Source organism: Amycolatopsis rifamycinica (assembly GCF_000695625.1).
GTDB classification, from domain to species: domain Bacteria; phylum Actinomycetota; class Actinomycetes; order Mycobacteriales; family Pseudonocardiaceae; genus Amycolatopsis; species Amycolatopsis rifamycinica.
This window is the reverse complement of record NZ_JMQI01000043.1, coordinates 67395-89715: the sequence shown is the minus strand read 5'-3', so window position 1 is coordinate 89715 and position 22321 is coordinate 67395. Positions and strand designations below refer to the sequence as shown.

The following is a 22321-nucleotide window of genomic DNA, read 5'->3' as shown; positions in this document are numbered from 1 at the left end:
GCGGACCTACTCCTTGACGTGCGCCGGCGCCGCGACCGGGAGGTCGACGGTGACCGGTCCGGCGTTCTGGAAGACGAAGGTGACCTTGATGACCTGACCCGGCCAGAGCGGCTGCTTCAGCGCGGGCAGCGTCACGGTGGCCTGGCCGACCTGCTCCGGCGCGGTCGGCGTCGCGGCCGGGCCGGACGACGGGACCTCGGAGGTGGCCGTCGCGGTGAGGTTGCCCGGGCTGTTGGTGGCCGAGCTGCTGCCGGCCGGCGCCGAAGACGTCGGAGCGCTGCTCGACGACGAAGACGGCGCGCCGGAGGACGTGGGCTGCACCTCGTTCGTGGACTCCACGGCTTCGCCGGGGCCGATCACCAGTGAGTGCGCCGCGACGACGGTCTTCGAGCCGCCGATGGTCGCGTGGCCGCCGTCTTCGGTGGTCACCGAAACGAGGGAGTCGTCCTGCGCGCCGCGGTTCACGATCGTCAGGGTCAGCGCCGGGGTCGCGCCGGCGGCGTAGCCCGGGCCCGAGGTCGGGTACTGGACCGCGGCGTTGCGCAGGTCGATGTTCTTGACCTGGGCGTGCGTCCCGTTGACCGCGGCCTGCTGCGTCGAGGTCTGGGTGATCTGGCCGGCCCCGCACCCGGCGAGCGCGAGCGCGGCACCGAGCGCCAGCACGCCCGCACCGAGCACGCGACGATTCTGCAGCCTCACGTCGCAGTCCTTCCCTTTTCACGGCCTCGTCGCCCCGAAGACTAGCCGGGGTCGATCTCCGCCGCGGAACGGGTGTGCGTTGCCAGGGCCCGGCGACCAAGATCAACCGTCCACAAAGGATCTCCCGGCCTGTGACGAAACGCTTCCCCGCTACCAGCGTGAGCACGGGGGTCCGACGTTTGTCAACCCCCGGCCAGGCCGCTGACCTGCGAGGACGAGTCCGGCCCGCTAGGTGGGCACTGGCGGCCCGTGCTAGGATGGGGTCAGCGAAAGGGGCAGAGGACACATGGTTTTCAAGGTCGGAGAGACCGTCGTCTACCCGCACCACGGTGCCGCACTCATCGAAGCCATCGAGACCCGCGTGATCAAGGGCGAGGAAAAGAAGTACCTCGTCCTCAAGGTCGCGCAAGGGGATCTCACGGTTCGCGTGCCCGCAGACAACGCCGAAATCGTCGGCGTCCGCGATGTCGTCGGGCAAGAAGGACTGGACAAGGTCTTCGACGTTCTGCGTGCTCCGCACACCGAAGAGCCCACCAACTGGTCTCGTCGGTACAAGGCCAACCTCGAGAAGCTCGCCTCCGGCGATGTGAACAAGGTGGCCGAAGTGGTGCGCGACCTCTGGCGGCGAGAGAAGGACCGCGGACTTTCAGCCGGTGAGAAGCGCATGCTGGCGAAGGCGCGGCAAATTCTGGTCAGCGAGCTCGCGCTCGCGGAGGGCACCGACGAGGACAAGGCTGAGGTCCTCCTCGACGAAGTTCTGGAAACCGCGACGGTCTGAGCCCACGGCATCCCGTCCGACGGGCGGGTGGGGTGCCTCTACGATCGCGTCCGATGAACGTCGTCGCGATCGTGACCGTCGCACATCATGCCTCCGACGGAGAGTCAGCTCTCACGCCGGTCCATGGTGAGGCGCTACTCACGCACACCGTGCGGGGGCTGCTCGACGTACCGGAGATCGATCTGGTGCTCGTGGCGGCCCCCAAGCGGTGTGCGTCGTCGTTTTCCGAGGTCGTCGGCGGCCTCGGCTGCCGGGTCGTGCCCGGCTCGCTCCGACAGGCCTTCGCCGCCGTCGAGCCCGATCTCGCCCGTGACTCAGTTGTACTCCTCCACGACGCCCTGCGGGCCTTCATCCCTGCGCAAACGGTGCGTGACGTGATCAGCGCGGTCCGCGACGGCGCGCCGGTCGTGGTGCCGGTGCTGCCGATGGCCGACACGGTGAAGGTGACCGACGCGGCCTCGCTGATCGTCGGTACGCAAGACCGGACGCGGCTGCGCACGGTCCAGACGCCGGTGGGCTACGCGCGCGCGGCCTTCCGGCCCGACCTCGCCCCCGCCGGCGCGGCGACCGTCCCGGGTCACCCGGACGCGATGCGCGTCACCACCGAGTTCGAACTGTCACTGGCCGAGGCGATCGCGGCGGCACCGAGGAACGAGGAGACGCTGTGAGGGTCGGCAACGGGGTGGACGTCCACCCGATCGAACCGGGCCGCGAGTGCTGGATGGCGGGCCTGCGCTGGCCCGGCGTGGACGGCTGCGCGGGCCACTCCGACGGCGACGTCGCCGCGCACGCCCTGTGCGACGCCCTGCTGTCGGCGGCGGGCCTCGGCGACCTGGGCGCGGTGTTCGGCACGGGCGATCCCCGGATGGACGGCGCGCACGGCACCGACATGCTCGCCGAGGTCCGGGGCCTGGTCGAAGCGGCGGGCTGGCGGGTGGCGAACGCCACGGTCCAGATCGTGGGCAACGCCCCGCGGGTGGGCAAGCGGCGGGACGAAGCGCAGAAGGTCCTGTCGGAGGCGGTCGGCGGCCCGGTGAGCGTGTCCGGGACGACGTCCGACGGCCTGGGGCTGACGGGCCGCGGCGAGGGCATCGCGGCCTTCGCGACCGCCCTGCTGCTCTCGGCGGACCAGGGGCGCGCGGCGGAATAGGCCCGGCCCGGCGCCGGTTCGGCGTGATATGTCCCTCACTCTTCCGGACGCCGTCCGTGCCCTGATCGACGGGAAGAACTTCGCGACGGTCGCCACCCTCGACCCCGACGGCGGACCCCAGACCTCCGTCGTCTGGGTCGGCCTCGACGACGGCGACCTGGTCTTCAGCGCCACCGAAGACCGCCGGAAGGTCCGCAACCTGCGCCGCGATCCCCGCATCAGCGTCTCGATCACCGACGCGCACAACCCGTACCGGCACACGCAGCTGCGCGGCACGGTGACGATCACCCCCGACCCGGGCAAGGCGCTGCCCAAGACGCTCAGCCACAAGTACCTCGCCCAGGACCCGCCGCCCGAGGGCCCCGAGACCGAACGGGTGGTCGTCCGGCTCAAGGTCGGCAAGATCGCGGGCAACGTGAAATAGGGTCTCCGACCATGTTCAACGAAGCCACCAAGGCCCTGCTCGACGGCACCAACTACCCCGTCGTCGCGACCACGAACGCCGACGGCTCGCCGCAGAGCTCCGTCGTCTGGGCGAAGCGTGACGGGGACACCGTGGTCTTCGTGACCGTCCAGGGCCGGCGCAAGGAACGCAACATCCGCCGCGACCCCCGCGTCTCGCTCTCCGTCTTCGACCTGGCCGACCCGGAGAACTACGTCGAGATCCGCGGCCGCGCCGAGGTCACCGCCGAGGGCGGCCGCGAGCTGAACGACGAGCTGGCCCGCAAGTACACCGGCACGGTCTTCCCGCCCGAGCCGGCCGACGTCGTGCGCGTGCTCGTCCGCGTTGTCCCCGAACACATCACAGGGCATTCGGCCTGATGATCCCGTTAGGCTGAAGCCATGACGATCAGGGCGGTGTTGTTCGACTACTCCGGCACGCTCTTCCGGCTCGAGCAGGACGAGTCCTGGCTCACCGAACTGACGAACCACGACGGCGAGCCGCTGGACATCGAGGCGCAGGCCGAGCTGATGCGCCGGATGACCGCGCCGGTCGGGCAGGTCGTCGAGCTCGACGCCGAGCACGTGCACGCCTGGCAGCACCGCGACCGCGATCCGGAACTGCACCGGAAGGTCTACCTCGAGGTGCTCAAGAAGTCGGGCGTCCCGCACGCCGGCCAGGCGAAGGCGCTGTACGAGCGGCTGATCGATCCCAGCCAGTGGACGCCGTACCCGGACACGGAGGCGGCGCTCAAGGCCGCCGCCGAGCGCGGGCTGAAGGTCGGCGTGCTGAGCAACATCGCCTTCGACATCCGGCCCGCCTTCACCGCCCGCGGGTGGGACGCCTACGTCGACGAGTTCGTGCTGTCCTTCGAGGTCGGCGCGGTCAAGCCCGAGCTGGAGATCTTCCGCAAGGCCGTCGAGGCCCTCGGTGTCCCGGCCACCGAGACGCTGATGGTCGGCGACAGCGAGGAGGCCGACGGCGGCGCCCGCGCCCTGGGCTGCGAGTTCGCGCTGGTCGACCCCCTGCCCACGGCCGACCGGCCGGACGCCCTGCTCACGGCGTTGCGCCGCTTCGGCGTCGCCTGAGGGCCAGAGACGTCCCTCACGCCGGACCCCGTACCCTTCGAGGGTGGCCCTACACCTTTTCGACACAGCGACCCGGAGCGTGCGGGAGTTCCACCCCGTCCGTAGCGGAACGGCGTCGATCTACGTGTGTGGTGCCACCGTGCAGGGCGTTCCGCACATCGGGCACGTCCGCGGCGTCCTGAACTACGACGTCCTGCGCCGCTGGCTCGTCCACAGTGGACTCGACGTGCTGCTGGTCCGCAACGTCACGGACATCGACGACAAGATCCTGACCAAGGCCGCCGAGCACGAGCGGCCGTGGTGGGAGTGGGGCGCGACGCACGAGCGCGCCTTCGAGACCGCGTACGAGCAGCTGGGCTGCCTGCCGCCGTCGATCAACCCGCGCGCGACCGGGCACGTCACCCAGATGGTCGAGCTCATGGAGCGCCTCATCGAGAACGGCCACGGCTACGTGGCGGACGGCGACGTCTACTTCTCGGTGAAGTCGTTCGACGACTACGGCAAGCTCTCCGGCCAGGTCCTCGAGGACGTCCAGCAGGGCGAGACGCCGACCCGCGGCAAGCGCGACCCGCGCGACTTCACCATGTGGAAGAGCGCGAAGCCGGGCGAACCGTCGTGGCCGACGCCGTGGGGGCCGGGCCGGCCGGGCTGGCACCTGGAGTGCTCGGCGATGGCGACGGCGTACCTCGGCGCGGAGTTCGACATCCACGGCGGCGGCATCGACCTGGTCTTCCCGCACCACGAGAACGAGCGCGCCCAGTCCAACGCGGCGGGCGACGCGTTCGCGCGGTTCTGGCTGCACAACGCGTGGGTGACCATGTCGGGCGAGAAGATGTCGAAGTCGCTCGGCAACACCGTGTCGATCCCCGCGATGCTGGAGCGCTACCGGGCCCCCGAGCTGCGGTACTACCTGGTCCAGCCGCACTACCGGTCGACGATCGAGTACTCCGACGCCGCGGTCTCCGAGGCCGCGCAGGGCTACCGGCGGATCGAGACGTTCCTGCGTCGCGCCGCGCAGTCGGGCTCGGTCGGCGTCGGCACGATCCCGGAGGCGTTCGCGAACGCGCTCGACGACGACCTCGCCACCCCGCAGGCGTTCGCCGTGGTCCACACCACGGTCCGGGACGGTAACGCCGCCCTCGACGCGGGCGACACCTCAAAGGCACTCGAATTCGCCGCGGCCGTCCGCGCGATGACCGACGTGCTCGGCCTCGACCCGCTGTCCGCGCGCTGGTCCGAGGCGGGCGGTTCCGACACGCCCACCAAAGAAGCGCTGTCCCGGATCGTCGAAGGGCTGCTGGCCGAGCGTCAGCAGGCCCGCGCCGAGAAGGACTTCGCCCGCGCGGACGCCGCCCGTGACCGCCTCCAGCAGGCGGGCATCGTGGTGGAGGACACCCCCAACGGTCCTCAGTGGACTGTGAAGTCCGACTGAACTCGTTATAAAGCAAGGAAACTTTCACCATGGCAGGCAACTCGCGGCGCCAGGGCGCGATCCGCAAGGCGGGCACCAAGAAGGGTGCCGTCGTCGGCTCGGGCGGTCAGCGCCGCAAGGCCCTCGAAGGCAAGGGCCCGACCCCGAAGGCGGAGGACCGCCCCGGGCACAAGGCCTACCGCTCGGCGAACGCGGCGACCAAGCGTGACCAGGCCCGGCAGAAGAAGGCCGACAAGCCGGAGCTGATCGCCGGGCGCAACCCGGTGGTCGAGGCGCTGCGCGCCGGCGTCCCGGCGACGGCGCTGTACGTCGCGCTGAACATCGAGATCGACGACCGCGTGAACGACGCCGTCCGGCTGGCCGGCGACAAGGGCATCTCGATCCTGGAGATCCCGCGCGAGGAGCTGGACCGCAAGACCAACCGGGCCGTGCACCAGGGCCTGGGCCTGCAGGTCCCGCCGTTCGAGTACGCCCACCCGGACGACCTGATGGCGGTGGCCCGCAACTCGGGCGAGGTGCCGCTGTTCGTCGCGCTCGACGGCGTCACCGACCCCCGCAACCTGGGCGCGGTGATCCGCTCGGCGGCCGCGTTCGGCGCCCACGGCGTGCTGCTGCCGGAGCGGCGCAGCGCGGGCATGACGGCGGTGGCGTGGCGGACGAGCGCGGGCACGGCGGCGAAGCTGCCGATCGCGGTGGCGACGAACCTGACGCGTCAGCTCAAGGCGTGGGCGAACGACGGCCTGATGCTGGTGGGCCTGGACGCCGACGGCTCGGTGGACATCGACGAGCTGGAGCTGGCGGCGGACCCGCTGGTCATCGTGCTGGGCTCGGAGGGCCGCGGCCTGTCCCGCCTGGTGCGCGAGACGTGCGACGCGACGGTGTCGATCCCGATGGCGGCGGGCGTGGAGAGCTTGAACGCCTCGGTGGCGGCGGGCGTGCTGCTCGCGGAGGTGGCACGCCGCCGCCGTGCCGCCGGGCGGGTCTGACGAAGACCACCCGGTCGGGTTAAGGTCACCGTCGGATAAACCGAGGGGACCCGATGTCGTTCGTTTCGCCGCTCTTCCTGTGGTACTTCATGCCGGCGGTGCTCATCGCCGTGCTGGTGTGTCCCCGGAGCTGGCGGAACGGCATCATCGCGGTCGCCAGCCTGCTGTTCTACACGATCGGCGCGGGCGGGTTCGTCCTCCTGCTGCTCGGCTGCATGGTGGTCAACTTCCTGGCCGGGCCGCTCCTGGCCCCGAACCCGTGGGACGTCGACGGCGTCCGCCGGCGCAGGATCCTCATCGCGGTCGTCTCGCTGGACGTCGCGGTGCTGCTGATCTGGAAGTACGCGGGGTTCGCGACGCAGCAGATCGCGGCGGTGGCCCACTGGTTCGGCGGCAGCGTGCCGGTGGCGAGCCTGGTGGTCCCGATCGGCATCTCGTTCTACACGTTCCACCACATCTCGTACGTGGTGGACATCTACCGCGGCGAGCGGCAGGCCCTGCGCAACCCGGTGGCGTTCACGGCGTACATCGCGATGTTCCCGCAGCTGGTGGCCGGGCCCATCGTCCGGTACCGCGAGATAGCCGACCAGCTCCCCCAGCAGCGTTCCCACCGCCTCGACGACATCGCGGCGGGTTTCCCCCGGTTCGCACTCGGCCTGTGCAAGAAGGCGATCATCGCGGACTCGCTGGGCCCCCTGGTCGACGCGTGTTTCAAGGTCCCCCCCGACCAGATGACGTTCGCGACGGCCTGGCTGGGAGCGATCGGCTACACCCTCCAGCTGTTCTTCGACTTCTCGGGCTATTCGGACATGGCGATCGGCCTCGGCCGCATGCTGGGTTTCCGGCTGCCGGAGAACTTCGCCAGGCCGTATTCCTCGGTGACGATCACGGAGTTCTGGCGCCGCTGGCACATGAGCTTGAGCCGCTGGTTCCGCGACTACGTGTACATCCCCCTTGGCGGCAACCGCCAGGGAGCGGCCAGAACGTATCGCAACCTGTGCATCGTGTTCGTGTTGACGGGCTTCTGGCACGGAGCCCAGTGGACGTTCCTGGTGTGGGGCTGCTACCACGGAGCCCTGCTGGTGATCGAGCGCCGCTTCGGCCTGGACCTGGACCCGGCAACGCCGTGGAAGCGTTACCTGCGCCGAGCCCTGACGATGTTGCTGGTGGTGTTCGGCTGGGTGTTCTTCCGCTCCCCGGACCTGGGCCACGCCCTGTCGATGATCGGCCACATGCTGATCCCCGACCTCGAGGGCCTGGGAACGAGCGTGGAGCAGGCCTTCACCAACCAGCGCCTGGTCCTCCTCCTGGCCGCACTGGCGGTGTTCCTCCTCCCGGCCCACCCGGTGACCGGACCACTCCTGGAGTCATCGAGAAGCCGCCCGGCGACGGCACTGCGCATCGGGGTGATGACGGTCGGGCTCCTGTACGCGGCGATCCTGATCGCGACCGGAACGTTCAGCCCCTTCCTGTACTACCAGTTCTGACGGAAGACGACCGATGACCGACCTCTCCACCACCCCCGGCGTGATCCCGTACGTGGACCACCACGACGGCCCGCGCCGTCTCCTCACGGTCGAGATCCCTCACCTGGGCCACACCGTCCGCGCCTACGCACCGATCGCGAGCATCGACGGCCGCCAGTACATCGTCTCCTGGGGCTCGATCTCCTTCGAAATCCCCGCCGACCGCAACGTCCACGTGAGCGTCCACCTCCACACGAACAGCGGCCAGGACCTCACGATCACGCCGTTCGCCTCGATCGTCCTCGCCCCTCACCCCGCCCCGATGCGCCTGATGGCCCAGTTCGTGCCGAGCCAGCGTCCCGAAGGCGCCCTCGTCCCGATCGGCTGATGCGAGTATCCCCAACCCGCTCACCCGAACGGCCCAATCGTGCCACCCTGGACCGGTGCTGACCACGCGGTACCTCTTCCTCACGCGCCACGCGGAAGCGGCGCGGAACGGAAGACTCACCGAAGCCGGTCAACGGCAAGCCATCCTCCTCGGCCGGCGCCTCCGCGACGTCCCGGTCACCTCGATCCACCACGGTCCTCTTCCGCGCGCCACGGAAACCGCCCACCTCGTCGCGGCCCAGCTCCCCGGTGTGCCCGTCCACGTCGACAAAGCGGCAGACGACTTCGTCCCGTACACGCCGAGGCGCGAGGAACTCCCCGAGACCTCCGGCGACCTCCTGCTGGCCTTCACCCGCCAGTTCCCCCCAGCCGACGAAGATCTCGCCGCCGAGGCCGAGCGGCGCTTCACCGGCCCCGTGCCGGGCAGTGAGCCGCGCTACGAAGTCGTCGTCACGCACAACTTCGTCGTCGGCTGGCTCATCCGCGCCTCCCAGGACGCGCCGCCGTGGCGCTGGCTCACCCTGACCCACGCCCACGCCGGCCTGACCGTCATCCGCTACTCCCCGGGCCGCCCCGCCGCGCTGCTGACGTACAACGACCTGAGCCACCTCCCCGCGGAACTGCGCTGGACCGGCTTCCCACCCGATTTCTACGTTCCGTAATCGCCGACCACAAAGCGTGGCCACCCGCGAAAACGGGTCTCGCCCGAATGGCCGCACCTGTCAGGATGCGCGGATGAACCCCGCGCCAACGCCCACGTCCGATCGGCTGAGCGACTACCTCGCCGCCGACACCGTCGTCGATCACGGGCACCCGGCGATCCGCGCGCTGGCCGACGCGCTGCGCCCCGGCGACGGCGATCCGGTCGAAGCCGCGAAAACCGCCTTCCTCTTCGTCCGGGACGAGGTCGAACACGTCATGGACGCCGCCGACCCGCGGGTCACCTGGCGGGCGTCGGACGTCCTGCGCGAACGCGTCGGCATCTGCCACGCGAAGGCGCACCTGCTGGCTGCTTTGCTGCGCGCACAAGGGATCCCGGCCGGCTTCTGCTACCAGGAGCTCTCCGCGCTGCACGGGCTGAATGCCGTGTACCTGCACGGCAACTGGTCCAGGCTCGACGCCCGCGGCAACCGCACGGGCGCCGGCGGGGAGTTTTCGCTCGACGTGGAGAAACTGGCCTGGCCGGTCGACCCGGCCCGCGGCGAGCGCGATCACCCGGAGATCCACCCGGCGCCCGCACCGGTCGTCGTGGATTTCCTGATGACCGCCCAACCCGGCCCCGGCTGGTACGAAAAGGGGCTGCCGCGCACGCTTTGATCATGGTTTTCCCGCGTTTTCGGAAAACCGGTCCACTCGGTGAATTATTGCCGAGAGTGACGTCTGTCCGTCAGTCTTGTCCCCCGAACTTCTTATTTCGCACACCCCGCGAGGCGCGTAAAGTGACTCCCCGCGCTCGAACAGACACTTTACGCATACGTCCGTTCGGGTGGCTCGAGGGAGGTGAAGCACGTGGCCGCGGCTGGCGGACGCCTCCGCCGTACCCCACTGCAAGAGATCTTCTGGACCAGGACGACCCTGCTCCTCACGGTGCTCGTCGTGGTCGCCGGCCTGAGCCTGTGGATCGCCGGCCTGATGGACAACGGCACCGGGAAGAACCTGGTGACGTCGCTGGGCACCGGCACCCTGATCTCCGCGATCGTCGGGTTCGGCCAGACACTGATCACCGCCAGCGCGTCGCAGAAGGCGCTCGTGACACCGGTGATCGAGGAGAGCCGGCGCGCGCTGGAGGACCTGAGCGCCGAATACCGCGCGCTGAACAAGGAGTTCTTCCCCACCGACGTGTTCGAGGCGACGACCGATCCCGACCCCGCGTTCAACCGCGCGCTGATGGCCGACCTCGACGCGACCCGGCAGTACTTCTTCCGCGGCTTCTCCGGCCGGCACGCGGCGGCCCGCCTGCTGCTTTCCCGCACCGAACGGGAACTGCGCGCGGTCATCGCCGATCCGCGCGACGCCAGTTCCATCAGCGGGCGCGCGCGGTACCTGCTGCGCCGCGAGGCGGCCGACGTCGACTACGAACAGATCCAGACCCGGCTCGACGAAGAGATCCGGATCGGCCTCGTCGGCCTCTTCCTGGCGCGCAGCCGCTGCGCGTCGGTCGACATCACCGTGGTCGCCGACCCGCCGCTGGACCGGCTCGAGATGTTCGACGACAGCGTGTGGGTGTCGCTCTACAGCGACGTCCGCGGCGCGACGAAGCTGTACCCGCGGTCCCTGCGGTTCACCGAAGGTTCCTTCCTCTACAACATGGAACGCGCCGAGTTCGTGCGCGTCTCGCAGTCCCGGACCGGCCGCCACTTCCGCATCACGTCCGCGACGACGCGGACGGATTTCCTGGCGCTGTTCGAGAAGATCACCGGATCCCCGTTGTCCGAGGAGCAGTTCCGCGAACTGGAGGCCAAGTTCCACACCTTCCGCGCGGAGTTCTCCGCAGTCGCCGAGCTAGGGAGCTGACCTTGCTCACCCGCCTGTCCCCCCTTTCCGAACTGGCCACGCGCCTGCGCACGGCCGGGTTCCCGCTCGCCGCGGACTGGCGCGCGGTCGACGGCTGGTTCCGGCCGTGGGCCGCCCAGCCCGGGCTGCGGGAGGAGCTGCGCACGCAGCTCCGCGCGCTGTCCGCCGCGCAGGCCGCCAAGGTCCTGCGCTCGTCGCGGGAAACGACCACGCACTTCGCCTGGTGCCTGCTCGATTCGCCGTCCGACCCGTTTTCCTTCTGGCTGCACGAATACAAGGCGCAGCAGGACTGGCGGGAGGGGTACGCGGATTCCGTGCACAACCACAGGTACCACTTCTGCACCACCATCCTCCGTGGTGACTACCTGCACGAAAGATACGAAACGACGATCGACGCCGGCACCGGGCTGATCGCGTCCGCGCGGTTGCGCCGCCGGACGCGGTGCGAAGCGGGAGCCTGCGCCACCATGCTGGCCGACGAATTCCACCGGATCCCCGAAGCGGCCGACGGAACGATGACTTTCCTCGTGAAATCACGCCCGGTGAGCAGTTTCAGCCTGTCTTTCGACCCGGCCAGCGGAATCGGTCATCGTCACGTTCCGGTAGAGGTCCGATTGGGGGAATTGGCCGACCGCATCTAGCTACACACCGGCGTCAGCGGCGCTTACCATTACTCCACCCGTCTGAAATACCACGGCCGGGATGGGAGAGGTGTATGCGCACGCAGGAAAGCACGATCGACCACGTAATCGTCGACGCCGTCGAAGAAAGGGTCCACCGGCTCTGCCGGCAGTACGCCGATCGGCTGCAGTTCCACGGCTGGCACCACGTGAGTTTCGTCCGCGCGAAGGCGGCCGCATTCGCCCGCCACAACGGGGCCGACGTCGCGGTGGTGGAGGTGGCCGCGCTGGTGCACGACGTCAACTACCTGGTGCTCCGGAACTCAGCCGCCGCGGCGGGCCGGAGCCTGCGGCTGGAAATCCTCGCCGGATGCGGCGTCCCACCGCGGATCGCGCGGTGGATCGACGAGATCGTCGACGAAGCGGAAATGGCCACCCGCGGCCGGGACATTTCCCTGGAGGCGCAGGCACTGAGCGACGCGGACACGTTGTTCAAGGCGTTGCCGGTGACGCCGGTGGTGCTGGCGCACCGGTACCTGCGCGAGAACGGCCTGAGCCTGCGCGAGCTGGCCCACAAGATCGTCGGCGAGCAGTGCGACGTCCACGACGAGGGCTACTACTTCTACAACCCGGAGGCGGCGGCCACGTATTCGCGCTGGGCGACGGCGAACCTCCAGCTGTGGCAGTGCATCAAGGAGGCGGTCGACGACCCGACGGTGGTCGAACTGCTGGAGGCGGTCGCTTCCTAACCCTGCCCGTAGCCGCGAAGCCGTTCGACGACGTTGGCCACTTCGGGCGGCGGCAGCAGGCTGGGCCGGCCGGCGCTCTGCGCGAGCAGCCACACGCGGCAGGCCCATTCGAGCTGCTGGGCGCGGTGGTAGGCGGCCTCGAGGCCGTCGCCGTAGGTGAGGGTGCCGTGGTTGGCCATCAGGCAGCCACGGCGCCCCTCGAGGGCCTCCAGCACGGCGGCCGCGAGCTCCGGCGTGCCGTAGGTGGCGTAGCGCGCGACGCGCACCGAGGGCCCGATGGTGGCGACGATGTAGTGGATCGGCGGCACTTCCCGCACGAGCGTCGAGACGGCGGTGGCGTGCGGCGAGTGCGTGTGCACGACGGCGGTCACGGGCTCCCCGTCCCGGTCACTAGCGTCCCAGTACACGGACAGGTGCACCGGTAGTTCGCTGGTCGGCTTGAGCGAGCCGTCGACGACCTGCCCCCCGAGATCGACGATCGGGATGTCGGCGGGGGTGAGGCTCGAGTAGGCCACCCCGGTGGGCGTGACGGCGACGAGGTCACCGGCCCGCATGGAGACGTTGCCGGAGGTGCCGACGACCAGGCCGTCACCGACCATCCGGCGCGCATAGGCACACACGGCGGCCCGCTCGGTCTCGAGGATCATGCCCACCACTCTGGCCCAGACACGCCCCCACCCGTCCCCGGGGGTGTCCCTTGTGGTTGTCAAGCCGCGGCGGGGGCCGGTGGCGGTTGCCGGTCCTTGCGGAGTGTTCGCCTTCGATGCTGGTGCCGGAGCTGCGGGGGACGGGGGCGATGCCGACGTAGGCGGCCACGTGCCGGAGGAGGCGCAGTTGGCGACCCGGATCATGCACTCGACTGGGGGCGCCAGTCATGCCCACCACCCTGGCCCAGACACGCCCCCACCCGTCCCGGGGGGCGTCCCAAGTCCAGTCTACCGGCCCTGGCCTGCAAAAACGCCCACAACCCAAATCTGTGGACAACCCAAGCCGATGTGGATAACTACGCCTTCGCCGGAGCAGGAGCCGCCGGAGCAGCAGAAGCCGCGGCAGACTTCGGAGCAGAGACAGGAGCAGGAGAAGGCTTCCGGTCCCCATTCGCCGGAGCGGCCTCATCCACCGGCGCCAGCAGCCGCATGGCTTCCTTCACCGCCACGTCCGTCGCGGCGATCCGCTCCGCCACCTTCGCGCGCAGGTCCAGTGCCAGCTTCCGGTTCTGGTCCGCCGTCGCCTGCTGGGCCTGCGCCGCGGCCAGGGCCGCCTCCGTCTCCTGCTTCTTGCGGGCGAACTCCTCCTCGAAGGCCTTCTTGCGCGCGGCCAGCTCGTCCGCCACCTTGCGGTCCGCCTCTTCGCGCAGGGCCGCCGCCGCTGCCTCGGCCGCCGCGTCCGCTTCCTTGCGGGCCCGCTCGGCCGCCGCCGCCTGCTCGACCCTCTTCGCGCCCGCCGCCGCGTTCAGCTTCTCGATCTCCGCCTTCGCCGCCGACAGCAGGCGGGCGCGCTCCTCCTCCGCGTCCTTCGCCAGCTTGTCGGCCGTGCGGCGGGTCTCGTGCGCGTACTTGTCGGCCTGGTCGCGGGTCGACGCCGCGTCGGCTTCGGCGGCCGATCGCAGGTCCGCGATCTCCTCCTCGGCGAGCTGCATCATCATCCGGACGCGCTCGGCCATCGCGCCGGCGCCGGACGGGCTCGAACTCATCCGCGCGAGCGCGGCCTTCGTCTCGGCCAGCTCCTTCTGCGCGTACGCGAGGGCCTTCGAGAGGTCCGAGGACGTCGCGACGGCTTCGTCGCGGCTGCGGGACGCCTCCCGGATCTCCTTGGTCAGCTCGGCGAGACGCTCGTCGACCTGACGCTGGTTGTAGCCGCGGACACCCACGGCGAACTGGGCGGTCTTCGGGGCGGACTGGGGCTTCTCAGGCGCGGCCATCGGGCCACCTTAATGAGCAAGGGTCCGTGGAGACGTACCGCCAAACGGATGCATCACTATTTCGGTAACCGGCCGTGACGCATGGCATTCCCGGCTGGTCGGATCGCGAGCGGCTAACGTGCCCGGCGTGGACTTCGGCACGCATTGGCAGGTGTACGTCACCATGCCGGTCATCGCGGCCCTGATCGGGTACGTCACCAAGCGGGTCGCCATCGAGATGATGTTCCGGCCGCTGGAGTTCGTCGGTGTGAAACCCTTCGGCTGGCAGGGCGTGCTGCCGGCGAACGCCGAGCGGATGGCGGCCACCGCCACCGAGATGCTGACGGCCAACCTCGTCGACCCGAAGGAGATCTTCGCCCGGCTCGACCCGGCGGAGGTGGCGAAGGAGATCGAGCAGCCGCTGCTGCGGGTCGTCGAAGACGTCACCCGCGAGGTGATGGAGACCTACCAGCCGCGGCTGTGGGAAGTGCTGCCCAGCAGCGCGCAGCAGCTGCTGCTCAAGCGCGTCCAGGCCGAGGCGCCGAAGGCGATCACCAAGATCATGCGGGAGATCGCCGGCAACATCGAGGACGTCCTCGACCTCAAGCACATGGTCGTGACGAACCTGGTCCGCGACAAGGCGCTGCTGAACCGGCTGATCCGGGACATCTCGCGGCCCGAGATGCGGTTCATCGCCCGCTCGGGCATCGCGTTCGGGTTCGGCCTCGGCTGCGTCCAGCTCGTCGTGTGGGCCCTGACGAAGTCGCCGGTCGTGCTGCCGCTGTTCGGCCTCGGCATCGGCTGGCTCACCGACTGGCTGGCGCTCAAGATGATCTTCCTGCCGCGCGAGCCGAACCGGTTCTTCGGCGGCTACACCTGGCAGGGCGTCTTCCAGAAGCGCCGCGACCAGGTGGCCGCCGACTACGGCGACATGATCGCGCGCGAGATCATCACCATCCCGAACCTGCTGGAAGCGGTGCTGCGCGGCCCGAAGTCCGACCGGCTGTTCGCGATGATCACCCGCGAGGTGCAGAAGACGATCGACGCGCAGGCCAGCGTCGTCAAGCCGTTCGTCGCGATGGCCGTCGGCACGAAGCGGTTCCAGGAGATGAAGCAGACGGCGGCGGCGAAGGCCGCGGAACGCGTCCCGGAGACGATCCGGCACGCCGAGGACTACGCGACCAACGCGCTCGACGTGCGCAACACGATCGTCGACCGGATGAAGAAGCTGAGCGCGCTCGAGTTCGAGCAGCTGCTGCGGCCGGCGTTCCGGCAGGACGAGTGGAAGCTCATCGCCGTCGGCGCGGTGATCGGCGGGCTCGTCGGCGAGTTGCAGGTGCTGGCTCTGCTCGGGTAGCCGGTACGGTTTCGATCTCGGCACGGTGAGGGAGGTCGGCATGGGCGCTGTCCCGCACGACCTCGCCCTGCACTGGCCGCTCTACGCGGCGATGCCGTTCATCGCCGCGCTGATCGGGTACGTCACCAAGCGCGTCGCCATCGAGATGATGTTCCGGCCGCTGGACTTCGTCGGGATCCCGCCGCTGCTCGGCTGGCAGGGCGTCGTCCCGAAGCACGGCGGGCGGATGGCCGCGGTCGCGACCGAGCTGCTGACGGCGAACCTGCTCGACCTGCGCGAGGTGCTCGGGCGGATCGACCCGGTGATCATCACCAGCGAGCTGGAGCAGCCGCTGCTGCGCGCGGTGGACCACATCGCGCGCGAGGTACTGGCCGAGCACCACCCGCGGCTGTGGGAGGTGCTGCCGACGCTGGCGCAGGAAATGCTGATCAAGCAGGTCCAGGCGTCGGCACCGCGGCTGGTGCGGGAGTTCCTCGACGACGTCCGGGAGAACCTCGACGAGGTGCTCGACGTCCAGCACATGACGGTCCAGCGGCTGACCCGGGATCGCGCGCTCCTCGTCCGGCTGATCCGCGAGACGTCCCGGCCCGAGATGGCGTTCATCGCGCGGATGGGCATCTACTTCGGGTTCGGGCTGGGGCTCGTCCAGACGATCGTGTGGGCGGTCACCCGCGAGCCGTGGGTGCTGCCGATCTTCGGCGGCGTGATCGGGCTGTTCACCGACTGGCTGGCGATCAAGCTCATCTTCGTCCCGCGCGAGCCGGTGCGCGTGGGCCGGGTGATCCTCCAGGGCAAGTTCCAGCGCCGCCGGGCGGAGGTGGCGCGCCAGTACGGCGAGCTGATCGCGAACGAGGTCCTGACGGTCCAGAACCTCCTCGACGCGGTCCTGCGCGGCCCTCGCGCGGACCGGCTGGCGGCCCTGGTCGAGCACCTCGTTTCGGAAGCGGTCGACCAGCAGATGCCCCTGGCTTGGACGGTCGGCGGCACACGTCTGCGCGAGATGAAGCACGCGGCGGCCCGCAAGGCCCTCGAACAGCTGCCGGACACGGCCCGGTACGCCGAGGGCTACCTCACCGAGGCGATGGACGTCGCGAAGGTGATCGAGCAGCGGATGCTGGCGCTGACCCCGCTGGAGTTCGAGGGACTGCTGCGGCCGGCGTTCCGGCAGGACGAGTGGAAGCTCATCGCCGTCGGCGGGGTGATCGGGTTCGTCGTGGGTGAGCTGCAGGTCCTGCTGATGCTGGGTTAGGCCGCGGCGACCAGGTCGGGGGCCGGGTCCACCGAGCGGACCCGGGTCCGGCGGTCGCGCCGCCACGCGAGCACCCGGCACACCACGTAGATCAGGAACGAAATCGCCGTCACGAACGCGCTCACCGGCAATCCCGGCGCCAGCGACAGCACGATCCCGCCGATCGCCGCCACCTCGGCGAAGACCACCGACAGCACCGTCGCCTTCCACGGCGACGCCGTCACGCGGGCGGCGGCCGCGGCGGGCGTCACCATCAAGGCGACCACGAGCAGGGAACCGACCACCTTCACGCTCAGCGCGGTCGAAACACCCACCAAAAGGGCGAAAACCACGGTCAGGGTCTTGACCGGGACCCCGCGCGCCACGGCCACGTTCCGGTCCACCGAAGCGAACAGCAACGGCCGGTACACCAGCCCGAGCACCGCCAGCACCACCACCGACGACACCACGAACAACGTCAGGTTCGTCGAGTCGATCGTGATGATCTGGCCGGTCAGGATCCCGAACTTGTTCCCGGACCGTCCTTTGTAGAACGACAGGAACAGCACGCCCATCCCCAGCCCGAAGGACAGGATCACGCCGATCACCGAGTCGCGGTCGGCGTCGCGGGCACCCAGGATGCCCAGCAGCAGCGCCGCCACCACCGCGCCGATCAGGGCGCCGTACTCGACGCCGATGCCCAGCAGCAGGGCCGCCGCGCCGCCGGTGAACGCCAGCTCGGACGTCCCGTGCACCGCGAACGACATCCGCCGCATCACGATCAGCGGGCCCAGCACGCCGGCCACCAGCCCGAGGATCGCCGCCGCCAGCAGCGCCGTCCGGACGCCGTCGAGCTCGGTGATCAGCTCCCAGGTCTTGCCGAAGTCGAACAGATCCAAGACTCAGCCCACTTGCTCTTCGACGTCGTGTTCGTGGTGGTGCGGCTCTGCCTCGCACAACGCGCTCTGCGCGCCCGCGATGTGGATCTGGCCGCCGACCTTGAGCACCTCGACGCGGGTGCCGTACAGCTCCGACAGCGTCGACGTGGTCATCACCTCGTCCGGTTTGCCGATCCGGAACTGGCCGTTGACCAGGTACAGCACGCGGTCGACGAACGGCAGCACCGGGTTGATCTCGTGCGTCACGAACAGCACCGCCGTGCCGGCCGCGCGCCGCCGGGAGTCGATCAGCTCGCTGATCGCGCGCTGGTGCGCCAGGTCGAGCGACAGCAGCGGCTCGTCGCAGAGCAGCACCTCGGGGTCGCCGACCAGGGCCTGCGCCACCCGCAGCCGCTGCTGCTCGCCGCCGGACAGGCGGCCGACCGGCTGCTTCGCGTACCGGGTCGCCCCGACGGCGGACACGGCCGCGGCGACCTGACGACGTCGTGCCGCCATGCCGAACAGACCCGGACCCCAGCGGTGCCCGTCGAGGCCCAGCCCGACCAGGTCGACGCCGCGCAGCGTCAGCGACTCGTCGATCGCGCGCTGCTGCGGGATGTAGCCGACCTTGCGGTTCGCGCCGCCGGGGCGGCCGCCCGCGATCTCGACCGTGCCCGCCGACAGGTCCTGCATGCCGAGCAGCGCCTTCAGGAAGCTGCTCTTGCCGGAGCCGTTCGGGCCGAGCACGGCGAGGAACTCACCCGGCTCGACGACGAGGTCCAGCCCGGACCAGAGGGTGCGGGGACCGAACGCGAGCCCCGCCCCGCGGACCCGGACCGCGGGGCGTACGTCGTCGGATACGGGTGACATGGCTACTTCAACGCCCCAGCCAGCTCGTCGACTTCCCCGGTCATCCAGCCAATGTAGTCCGTCACACCCGCCGGGAGCGTTTCGGTCACGCCGACCACGCCGATGCCGGCGTCCTTCGCCTGCTTGACGACGTCCTGGGTCAGCGGCGTCACGGTCTGCTCGTTGTTGATCAGGGCCTTGACCTGCTTGGCCGCGAGGAGCTGCTTGTAGGCACTGACCGCGTCGGCCGGGACGTCGGTGTCGTTCTCCACCGCGTCCGAGAACGCCTTGGGCGTCGCGTCGGTGAGCTTCGCGCTCGCCAACAGGTAGTGCGCGACCGGCTCGGTCACGACGACCTTCGTACCCGGGTGGGTGGCGCCCAGCTCTTCGAGGCGCTTCTCGAGGGCGTCGACCTTCGCCTTGAACGCCGTCGCGTTGTCGGCGAACTGCTGCTTCGACGCCGGCTGGAGCTCGCCGAGCTGGGTCGCGAGCTGGTCGGCCACCTTGTCGACGCCGGGCAGGTCGTACCAGACGTGCTCGTTCTCGTCGCCGGTCGCGGCGATGTCGTAGGCGACGAGCTTCTTCGCGCTGCCCGCCTGCTCGGTGAGCTTGCCGAAGAACTCGTCGTACCCGCCGCCGTTCGACAGCAGCAGCTGGGCATCCTTCGCCGCGAGCGCTTCGTCCGCCGTCGTCTCGTACGAGTGCGGATCGGCGGACGGGTCGTGGATGATCGACCTGACCTCGACCTTGTCGCCGCCGACGGCACTGACCACGCTGCCCCAGACGTCGGTCGACGCGACGACCTTGATCTTGGCGTCGCTGCCCGCCTGCGCCCCGCCGCCGTCGGAGGACGTCCCGCCGGAGCACGCGGCCAACGCGAAGACGGACAGGGCCGAAGCGGCGGCGAGCACGCTTCTGGTGCGGCGGGAACTCATCTGGAGACTCCTGGAGACGCTAATGGAAACCGTTGTCAGATTCACCTTACCCCATCCGGATGACTTTCTGGCCGCCAGATCCCGCTTTGGTGTATGCGACTTCGCGCATGCGGATCGAGACATCGACCACGCGGGGTGTCTCTTCAGGAAACCGATCTGAACCGTTACGGTTTGCGGATGGGCCGTCCTATTCGCACCCGGAGGCAGGCGACACTGGCGTCGCTCGCGGCGGAGCTCGGTGTGTCCAGGACCACGGTGTCCAACGCCTACAACCGGCCGGACCAGCTGAGTCCGGAGTTGCGCCGCCGCGTCCTCGAGACCGCGCGGCGCCTCGGCTACCCCGGCCCCGACCCGGTCGCCCGCTCCCTGCGCACGCGCAAGGCGGGCGCGGTCGGGCTGCTGCTCACCGAGAACCTCTCCTACGCCTTCCGCGACCCCGCCGCCGTCGGTGTCCTCGAAGGACTGGCGCTGGCCTGCGAAGACGCCGGCGTCGGCCTGCACCTGGTGCCGGCCAGCCCGGGCCGCGAGGACGTCGCCGCGGTGCACCGCGCGGGCGTCGACGGCTTCGTCGTCTACTCCGTCCCGGACGACGACCCGCACCTGGCCGCCGTGCTGGAGCGCCCGGTGCCGACGGTGATCATCGACCAGCCGAGCCTCGAGGGCGTCGACCGCGTCGGCCCGGACGACGCGGCGGCCGTCGGCAAGATCGCCGAGCACCTGGTGTCGCTGGGGCACCGGCAGGTCGGCGTCATCTGCATGCGGCTGGCCCGCGAGCGCAACGACGACTTCGTCTCCGCGACGCGGCAGAGCGGCGCGCACTTCCACGTCCAGCGCACCCGGCTGGAGGCACTGGCCGTCGCGTTCTCGGCGGCGGGCGTCGACTGGGCGGGCGTGCCGGTGGTCGAGCGCTTCGACCACACGGTGGACGACGGCGCGTCCGCGGCCCGCCAGCTGCTGGACGCCTACCCGCAGATCACCGCGGTGATCTGCACCTCGGACATCCTCGCGCTCGGCGCCATGGCCGAGGCCGAGCGGCGCGGGCTGCGGGTGCCGCAGGACCTCACCGTCACCGGCTTCGACGGCATCGCCGAAGCCGAGCGGATCGGGCTCACCACGGTCCACCAGCCGGTACTGGAGAAGGGCAAGACAGCCGGACGGCTGCTGCTCAGCTCGGGCGAGCGCAGTGCGCCGAAGACGATCACCCTGCCGACCGAGCTGCGCATCGGGCGGACGTCGGCGCCGCCGCGGACCGTCGAGGAGCCGTGGTTCGGGGGCTGACCTCGTGACATTGCCCGTAACGCATTGCTCATCGGGGCGCTGACCGGGTCAAATGAGTGGTACGCCCGCGCCGCGGGGCCACTGGCCGGAAGGTGACCGATGACCTCGATCGACGTACTGCTCAAGCGCAACCAGGAACTCGGCGAGGTGACGCCCGGCGACCGGTCGTCCCCGAAGCCGTCGCTCCAGGTGGCCGTCCTGACCTGCATGGACGCCCGCATCCGGGTGTTCGAGCTGTTCGGCCTGCTGCAGGGCGAGTCGCACGTCCTCCGCAACGCGGGCGGTGTGGTGACCGACGACATGATCCGCTCGCTGGCGCTTTCGCAGCGCAAGCTGGGCACGCGCGAGGTGCTGATCGTCCAGCACACCGAGTGCGGCCTCTCGATGGTGACCGAAGACGACTTCAAGGACGAACTCGAAAACGACACCGGCCTGCGGCCGACGTGGTCGGTCGAGGCGTTCCGCAGCGTCGAGAACAGCGTCCGCACGTCGGTCGAGCGGGTGCGGCGCAGCGCCTACCTGCCGCACACGGAGAACGTGCGCGGGTTCGTCTACGACGTGAAGACCGGGAAGCTCACCGAGGTCCAGTAGCATTCTCTTCCAGATGATGGTGACATCTGGATGGGGACGACATGCGCATTCTGTTCGCCGGGCTGGCGTCCGCCGGCCACACGTACCCGATGGTCCCGCTCGCGGTCGCGGCGCGGGACATCGGGCACGAGGTGCACTTCGCCGCCGGTGAGCACGTCCACGCGCCGCTGCGCCGGCTCGGGCTCAACCCGTTCCGGCCCGCGGACTCGTTCTACGAGATCTACGCCGAAGACCTCGAACCGGAACTGACGCGGTTGCGGCCGGACCTGGTCGTGCACGGGTGGGGCGTCCCGGAGGCGGCTGTCGCCGCGGAACGCGCCGGCGTCCCGGCGCTCTGGCACGGGTTCGGCCGGATGTTCCCGCGCGGCATCGGGTTCGAGCGCCCCGCCGGCGGCGTGCACCTGGACATCTGTCCGCCGTCCCTGCAGGAGGCGGACTTCCTCGCGACCGCCCAGCGCATCGCCCTGCGTCCGGTGCCCTTCTCCGAGCCCGGCGACTTCCGGCCGCCGCTGGTCTACCTGACCCTCGGCACCGCGTTCGGCACCCCCGAGGTGCTCACGACGGCGATCCGCGGGCTGGCGACGCTCGGCGTGCCGGTCGTGGTGGCCACCGGCCGGGTGCGTCCCGAAGACCTCGGCCCCGTGCCGGACCACGTCACCCTGCGCGCCTGGGTGCCGCAGGCGGCGGTGGTGCCGCACGCCGAGCTGGTCGTGCACCACGGAGGCAGCGGCACCACACTGGGCGCGCTCGCCGCGGGCGTGCCGCAGCTGGTCCTGCCGCAGGGCGCCGACCAGTTCGCCAACGCCGAGGCGCTCGTGGCCGCCGGGGCCGCAGTGCGGCTCGCGCCCGGCGAGCTGACCGCCGACGCCGTCGCCGAACAGGCCCGGAAGGCGTCCGCGTGCCGCGAGGCGGCCCGCGCGATCGCCGCCGAGATCGCCGCGATGCCCTCCCCGGCCGAGGTCGCCCGAGAGCTGCCGAAGCGGGCGAAGTAGCC

26 protein-coding genes and 1 pseudogene are annotated in these 22321 nt (G+C 70.2%); 20 read left to right on the top strand and 7 right to left on the bottom strand.

What is annotated here, in order from left to right; all coding sequences use genetic code 11:
- Nucleotides 1-6: 6 nt before the first annotated feature.
- Nucleotides 7-699 carry a copper chaperone PCu(A)C gene (locus tag DV20_RS20115; protein ID WP_043782481.1) on the bottom strand — a complete coding sequence of 231 codons (693 nt, stop codon included), beginning with the start codon at nucleotides 697-699 and terminating at the stop codon, nucleotides 7-9.
- A 286-nt stretch (nucleotides 700-985) separates the two neighbouring features.
- Between DV20_RS20115 and DV20_RS20110 the strand changes: the two genes are divergently transcribed.
- The 15 genes from DV20_RS20110 (at nucleotide 986) to DV20_RS20040 (ending at nucleotide 12311) form a co-directional block, all read left to right on the top strand.
- Nucleotides 986-1477: a CarD family transcriptional regulator gene (locus DV20_RS20110; RefSeq protein WP_004559016.1), complete on the top strand. Its 492-nt coding sequence runs from the start codon at nucleotides 986-988 to the stop codon at nucleotides 1475-1477.
- A 53-nt stretch (nucleotides 1478-1530) separates the two neighbouring features.
- The gene (locus tag DV20_RS20105) at nucleotides 1531-2145 is read left to right on the top strand and encodes an IspD/TarI family cytidylyltransferase (protein WP_043782480.1); all 615 of its coding nucleotides are present in this window, start codon (nucleotides 1531-1533) and stop codon (nucleotides 2143-2145) included.
- Complete coding sequence (ispF, locus tag DV20_RS20100; RefSeq protein ID WP_043782478.1) at nucleotides 2142-2627, top strand: 2-C-methyl-D-erythritol 2,4-cyclodiphosphate synthase; 486 nt, start codon at nucleotides 2142-2144, stop codon at nucleotides 2625-2627. Before DV20_RS20105 ends, ispF begins: the two co-directional genes overlap by 4 nt.
- A 28-nt stretch (nucleotides 2628-2655) precedes the next feature.
- Complete coding sequence (locus DV20_RS20095; protein ID WP_043782477.1) at nucleotides 2656-3051, top strand: PPOX class F420-dependent oxidoreductase; 396 nt, start codon at nucleotides 2656-2658, stop codon at nucleotides 3049-3051.
- 11 nt (nucleotides 3052-3062) lie between these two features.
- Nucleotides 3063-3449 (top strand): PPOX class F420-dependent oxidoreductase, encoded by a 387-nt coding sequence (locus DV20_RS20090; RefSeq protein ID WP_043782475.1) that lies wholly within the window; start codon nucleotides 3063-3065, stop codon nucleotides 3447-3449.
- Nucleotides 3450-3470: 21 nt separating this feature from the next.
- Nucleotides 3471-4157, top strand: a complete 687-nt coding sequence (locus DV20_RS20085) for an HAD family hydrolase (RefSeq protein WP_043782474.1) — start codon at nucleotides 3471-3473, stop codon at nucleotides 4155-4157.
- 43 nt (nucleotides 4158-4200) lie between these two features.
- Nucleotides 4201-5589: a cysteine--tRNA ligase gene (gene cysS, locus DV20_RS20080; RefSeq protein WP_043782473.1), complete on the top strand. Its 1389-nt coding sequence runs from the start codon at nucleotides 4201-4203 to the stop codon at nucleotides 5587-5589.
- Nucleotides 5590-5618: 29 nt separating this feature from the next.
- Nucleotides 5619-6575: a 23S rRNA (guanosine(2251)-2'-O)-methyltransferase RlmB gene (gene rlmB, locus DV20_RS20075; RefSeq protein ID WP_043782471.1), complete on the top strand. Its 957-nt coding sequence runs from the start codon at nucleotides 5619-5621 to the stop codon at nucleotides 6573-6575.
- A gap of 53 nt (nucleotides 6576-6628) precedes the next feature.
- On the top strand, nucleotides 6629-8062 hold the full coding sequence (locus tag DV20_RS20070) for an MBOAT family O-acyltransferase (RefSeq protein WP_043782470.1): 1434 nt from the start codon (nucleotides 6629-6631) through the stop codon (nucleotides 8060-8062).
- Between the two features lie 13 nt (nucleotides 8063-8075).
- Nucleotides 8076-8429 (top strand): hypothetical protein, encoded by a 354-nt coding sequence (locus tag DV20_RS20065; protein ID WP_043782468.1) that lies wholly within the window; start codon nucleotides 8076-8078, stop codon nucleotides 8427-8429.
- A gap of 55 nt (nucleotides 8430-8484) precedes the next feature.
- The gene (locus DV20_RS20060; RefSeq protein WP_043782467.1) at nucleotides 8485-9090 is read left to right on the top strand and encodes a histidine phosphatase family protein; all 606 of its coding nucleotides are present in this window, start codon (nucleotides 8485-8487) and stop codon (nucleotides 9088-9090) included.
- Nucleotides 9091-9163: 73 nt separating this feature from the next.
- Nucleotides 9164-9745, top strand: a complete 582-nt coding sequence (locus DV20_RS20055; RefSeq protein WP_043782465.1) for a transglutaminase-like domain-containing protein — start codon at nucleotides 9164-9166, stop codon at nucleotides 9743-9745.
- 183 nt (nucleotides 9746-9928) lie between these two features.
- Nucleotides 9929-10942: a hypothetical protein gene (locus tag DV20_RS20050; RefSeq protein WP_043782463.1), complete on the top strand. Its 1014-nt coding sequence runs from the start codon at nucleotides 9929-9931 to the stop codon at nucleotides 10940-10942.
- Nucleotides 10943-10944: 2 nt separating this feature from the next.
- Nucleotides 10945-11583 carry a hypothetical protein gene (locus DV20_RS20045; RefSeq protein ID WP_043782461.1) on the top strand — a complete coding sequence of 213 codons (639 nt, stop codon included), beginning with the start codon at nucleotides 10945-10947 and terminating at the stop codon, nucleotides 11581-11583.
- Nucleotides 11584-11657: 74 nt separating this feature from the next.
- On the top strand, nucleotides 11658-12311 hold the full coding sequence (locus tag DV20_RS20040; protein WP_043782460.1) for a hypothetical protein: 654 nt from the start codon (nucleotides 11658-11660) through the stop codon (nucleotides 12309-12311).
- Here the strand turns inward: DV20_RS20040 and DV20_RS20035 are convergent.
- The 3 genes and pseudogenes from DV20_RS20035 to DV20_RS20030 form a co-directional block, all read right to left on the bottom strand.
- Nucleotides 12308-12958: a class II aldolase/adducin family protein gene (locus DV20_RS20035; RefSeq protein WP_043782458.1), complete on the bottom strand. Its 651-nt coding sequence runs from the start codon at nucleotides 12956-12958 to the stop codon at nucleotides 12308-12310. The two genes, DV20_RS20040 and DV20_RS20035, sit on opposite strands and share 4 nt — an antisense overlap.
- A gap of 82 nt (nucleotides 12959-13040) precedes the next feature.
- Nucleotides 13041-13130 (bottom strand): annotated as a pseudogene (locus DV20_RS47395) (transposase); the annotation flags it as partial.
- Nucleotides 13131-13314: 184 nt separating this feature from the next.
- Entirely contained in the window at nucleotides 13315-14232 is a 918-nt protein-coding gene (locus tag DV20_RS20030) for a coiled-coil domain-containing protein (protein ID WP_043782457.1), read from the bottom strand.
- Nucleotides 14233-14395: 163 nt separating this feature from the next.
- On the opposite strand from DV20_RS20030, the gene DV20_RS20025 reads away from it, so the two are divergent.
- Nucleotides 14396-15568 carry a DUF445 domain-containing protein gene (locus tag DV20_RS20025; protein ID WP_051736069.1) on the top strand — a complete coding sequence of 391 codons (1173 nt, stop codon included), beginning with the start codon at nucleotides 14396-14398 and terminating at the stop codon, nucleotides 15566-15568.
- 40 nt (nucleotides 15569-15608) lie between these two features.
- Nucleotides 15609-16817 (top strand): DUF445 domain-containing protein, encoded by a 1209-nt coding sequence (locus tag DV20_RS20020; protein ID WP_043782452.1) that lies wholly within the window; start codon nucleotides 15609-15611, stop codon nucleotides 16815-16817.
- Here the strand turns inward: DV20_RS20020 and DV20_RS20015 are convergent.
- The 3 genes from DV20_RS20015 to DV20_RS20005 are packed head-to-tail and all read right to left on the bottom strand — an operon-like array spanning nucleotide 16814 to nucleotide 19458.
- Nucleotides 16814-17695: a metal ABC transporter permease gene (locus DV20_RS20015; RefSeq protein ID WP_043782449.1), complete on the bottom strand. Its 882-nt coding sequence runs from the start codon at nucleotides 17693-17695 to the stop codon at nucleotides 16814-16816. The two genes, DV20_RS20020 and DV20_RS20015, sit on opposite strands and share 4 nt — an antisense overlap.
- A 3-nt stretch (nucleotides 17696-17698) precedes the next feature.
- The gene (locus DV20_RS20010; RefSeq protein WP_043782447.1) at nucleotides 17699-18544 is read right to left on the bottom strand and encodes a metal ABC transporter ATP-binding protein; all 846 of its coding nucleotides are present in this window, start codon (nucleotides 18542-18544) and stop codon (nucleotides 17699-17701) included.
- 2 nt (nucleotides 18545-18546) lie between these two features.
- A complete protein-coding gene (locus DV20_RS20005; protein WP_043782445.1) occupies nucleotides 18547-19458 on the bottom strand; it encodes a metal ABC transporter solute-binding protein, Zn/Mn family in 912 nt (303 codons plus the stop codon).
- A gap of 177 nt (nucleotides 19459-19635) precedes the next feature.
- Here DV20_RS20005 and DV20_RS20000 point away from each other — a divergent pair, with 177 nt between their 5' ends.
- The 3 genes from DV20_RS20000 to DV20_RS19990 all read left to right on the top strand — a co-directional run bounded on the left by DV20_RS20000 (nucleotide 19636) and on the right by DV20_RS19990 (nucleotide 22319).
- Nucleotides 19636-20736, top strand: a complete 1101-nt coding sequence (locus DV20_RS20000) for a LacI family DNA-binding transcriptional regulator (protein ID WP_043782444.1) — start codon at nucleotides 19636-19638, stop codon at nucleotides 20734-20736.
- A gap of 99 nt (nucleotides 20737-20835) precedes the next feature.
- Nucleotides 20836-21327 carry a beta-class carbonic anhydrase gene (locus DV20_RS19995; protein WP_043782442.1) on the top strand — a complete coding sequence of 164 codons (492 nt, stop codon included), beginning with the start codon at nucleotides 20836-20838 and terminating at the stop codon, nucleotides 21325-21327.
- Between the two features lie 41 nt (nucleotides 21328-21368).
- Nucleotides 21369-22319 (top strand): glycosyltransferase, encoded by a 951-nt coding sequence (locus DV20_RS19990; protein WP_043782441.1) that lies wholly within the window; start codon nucleotides 21369-21371, stop codon nucleotides 22317-22319.
- Nucleotides 22320-22321 lie beyond the last annotated feature (2 nt).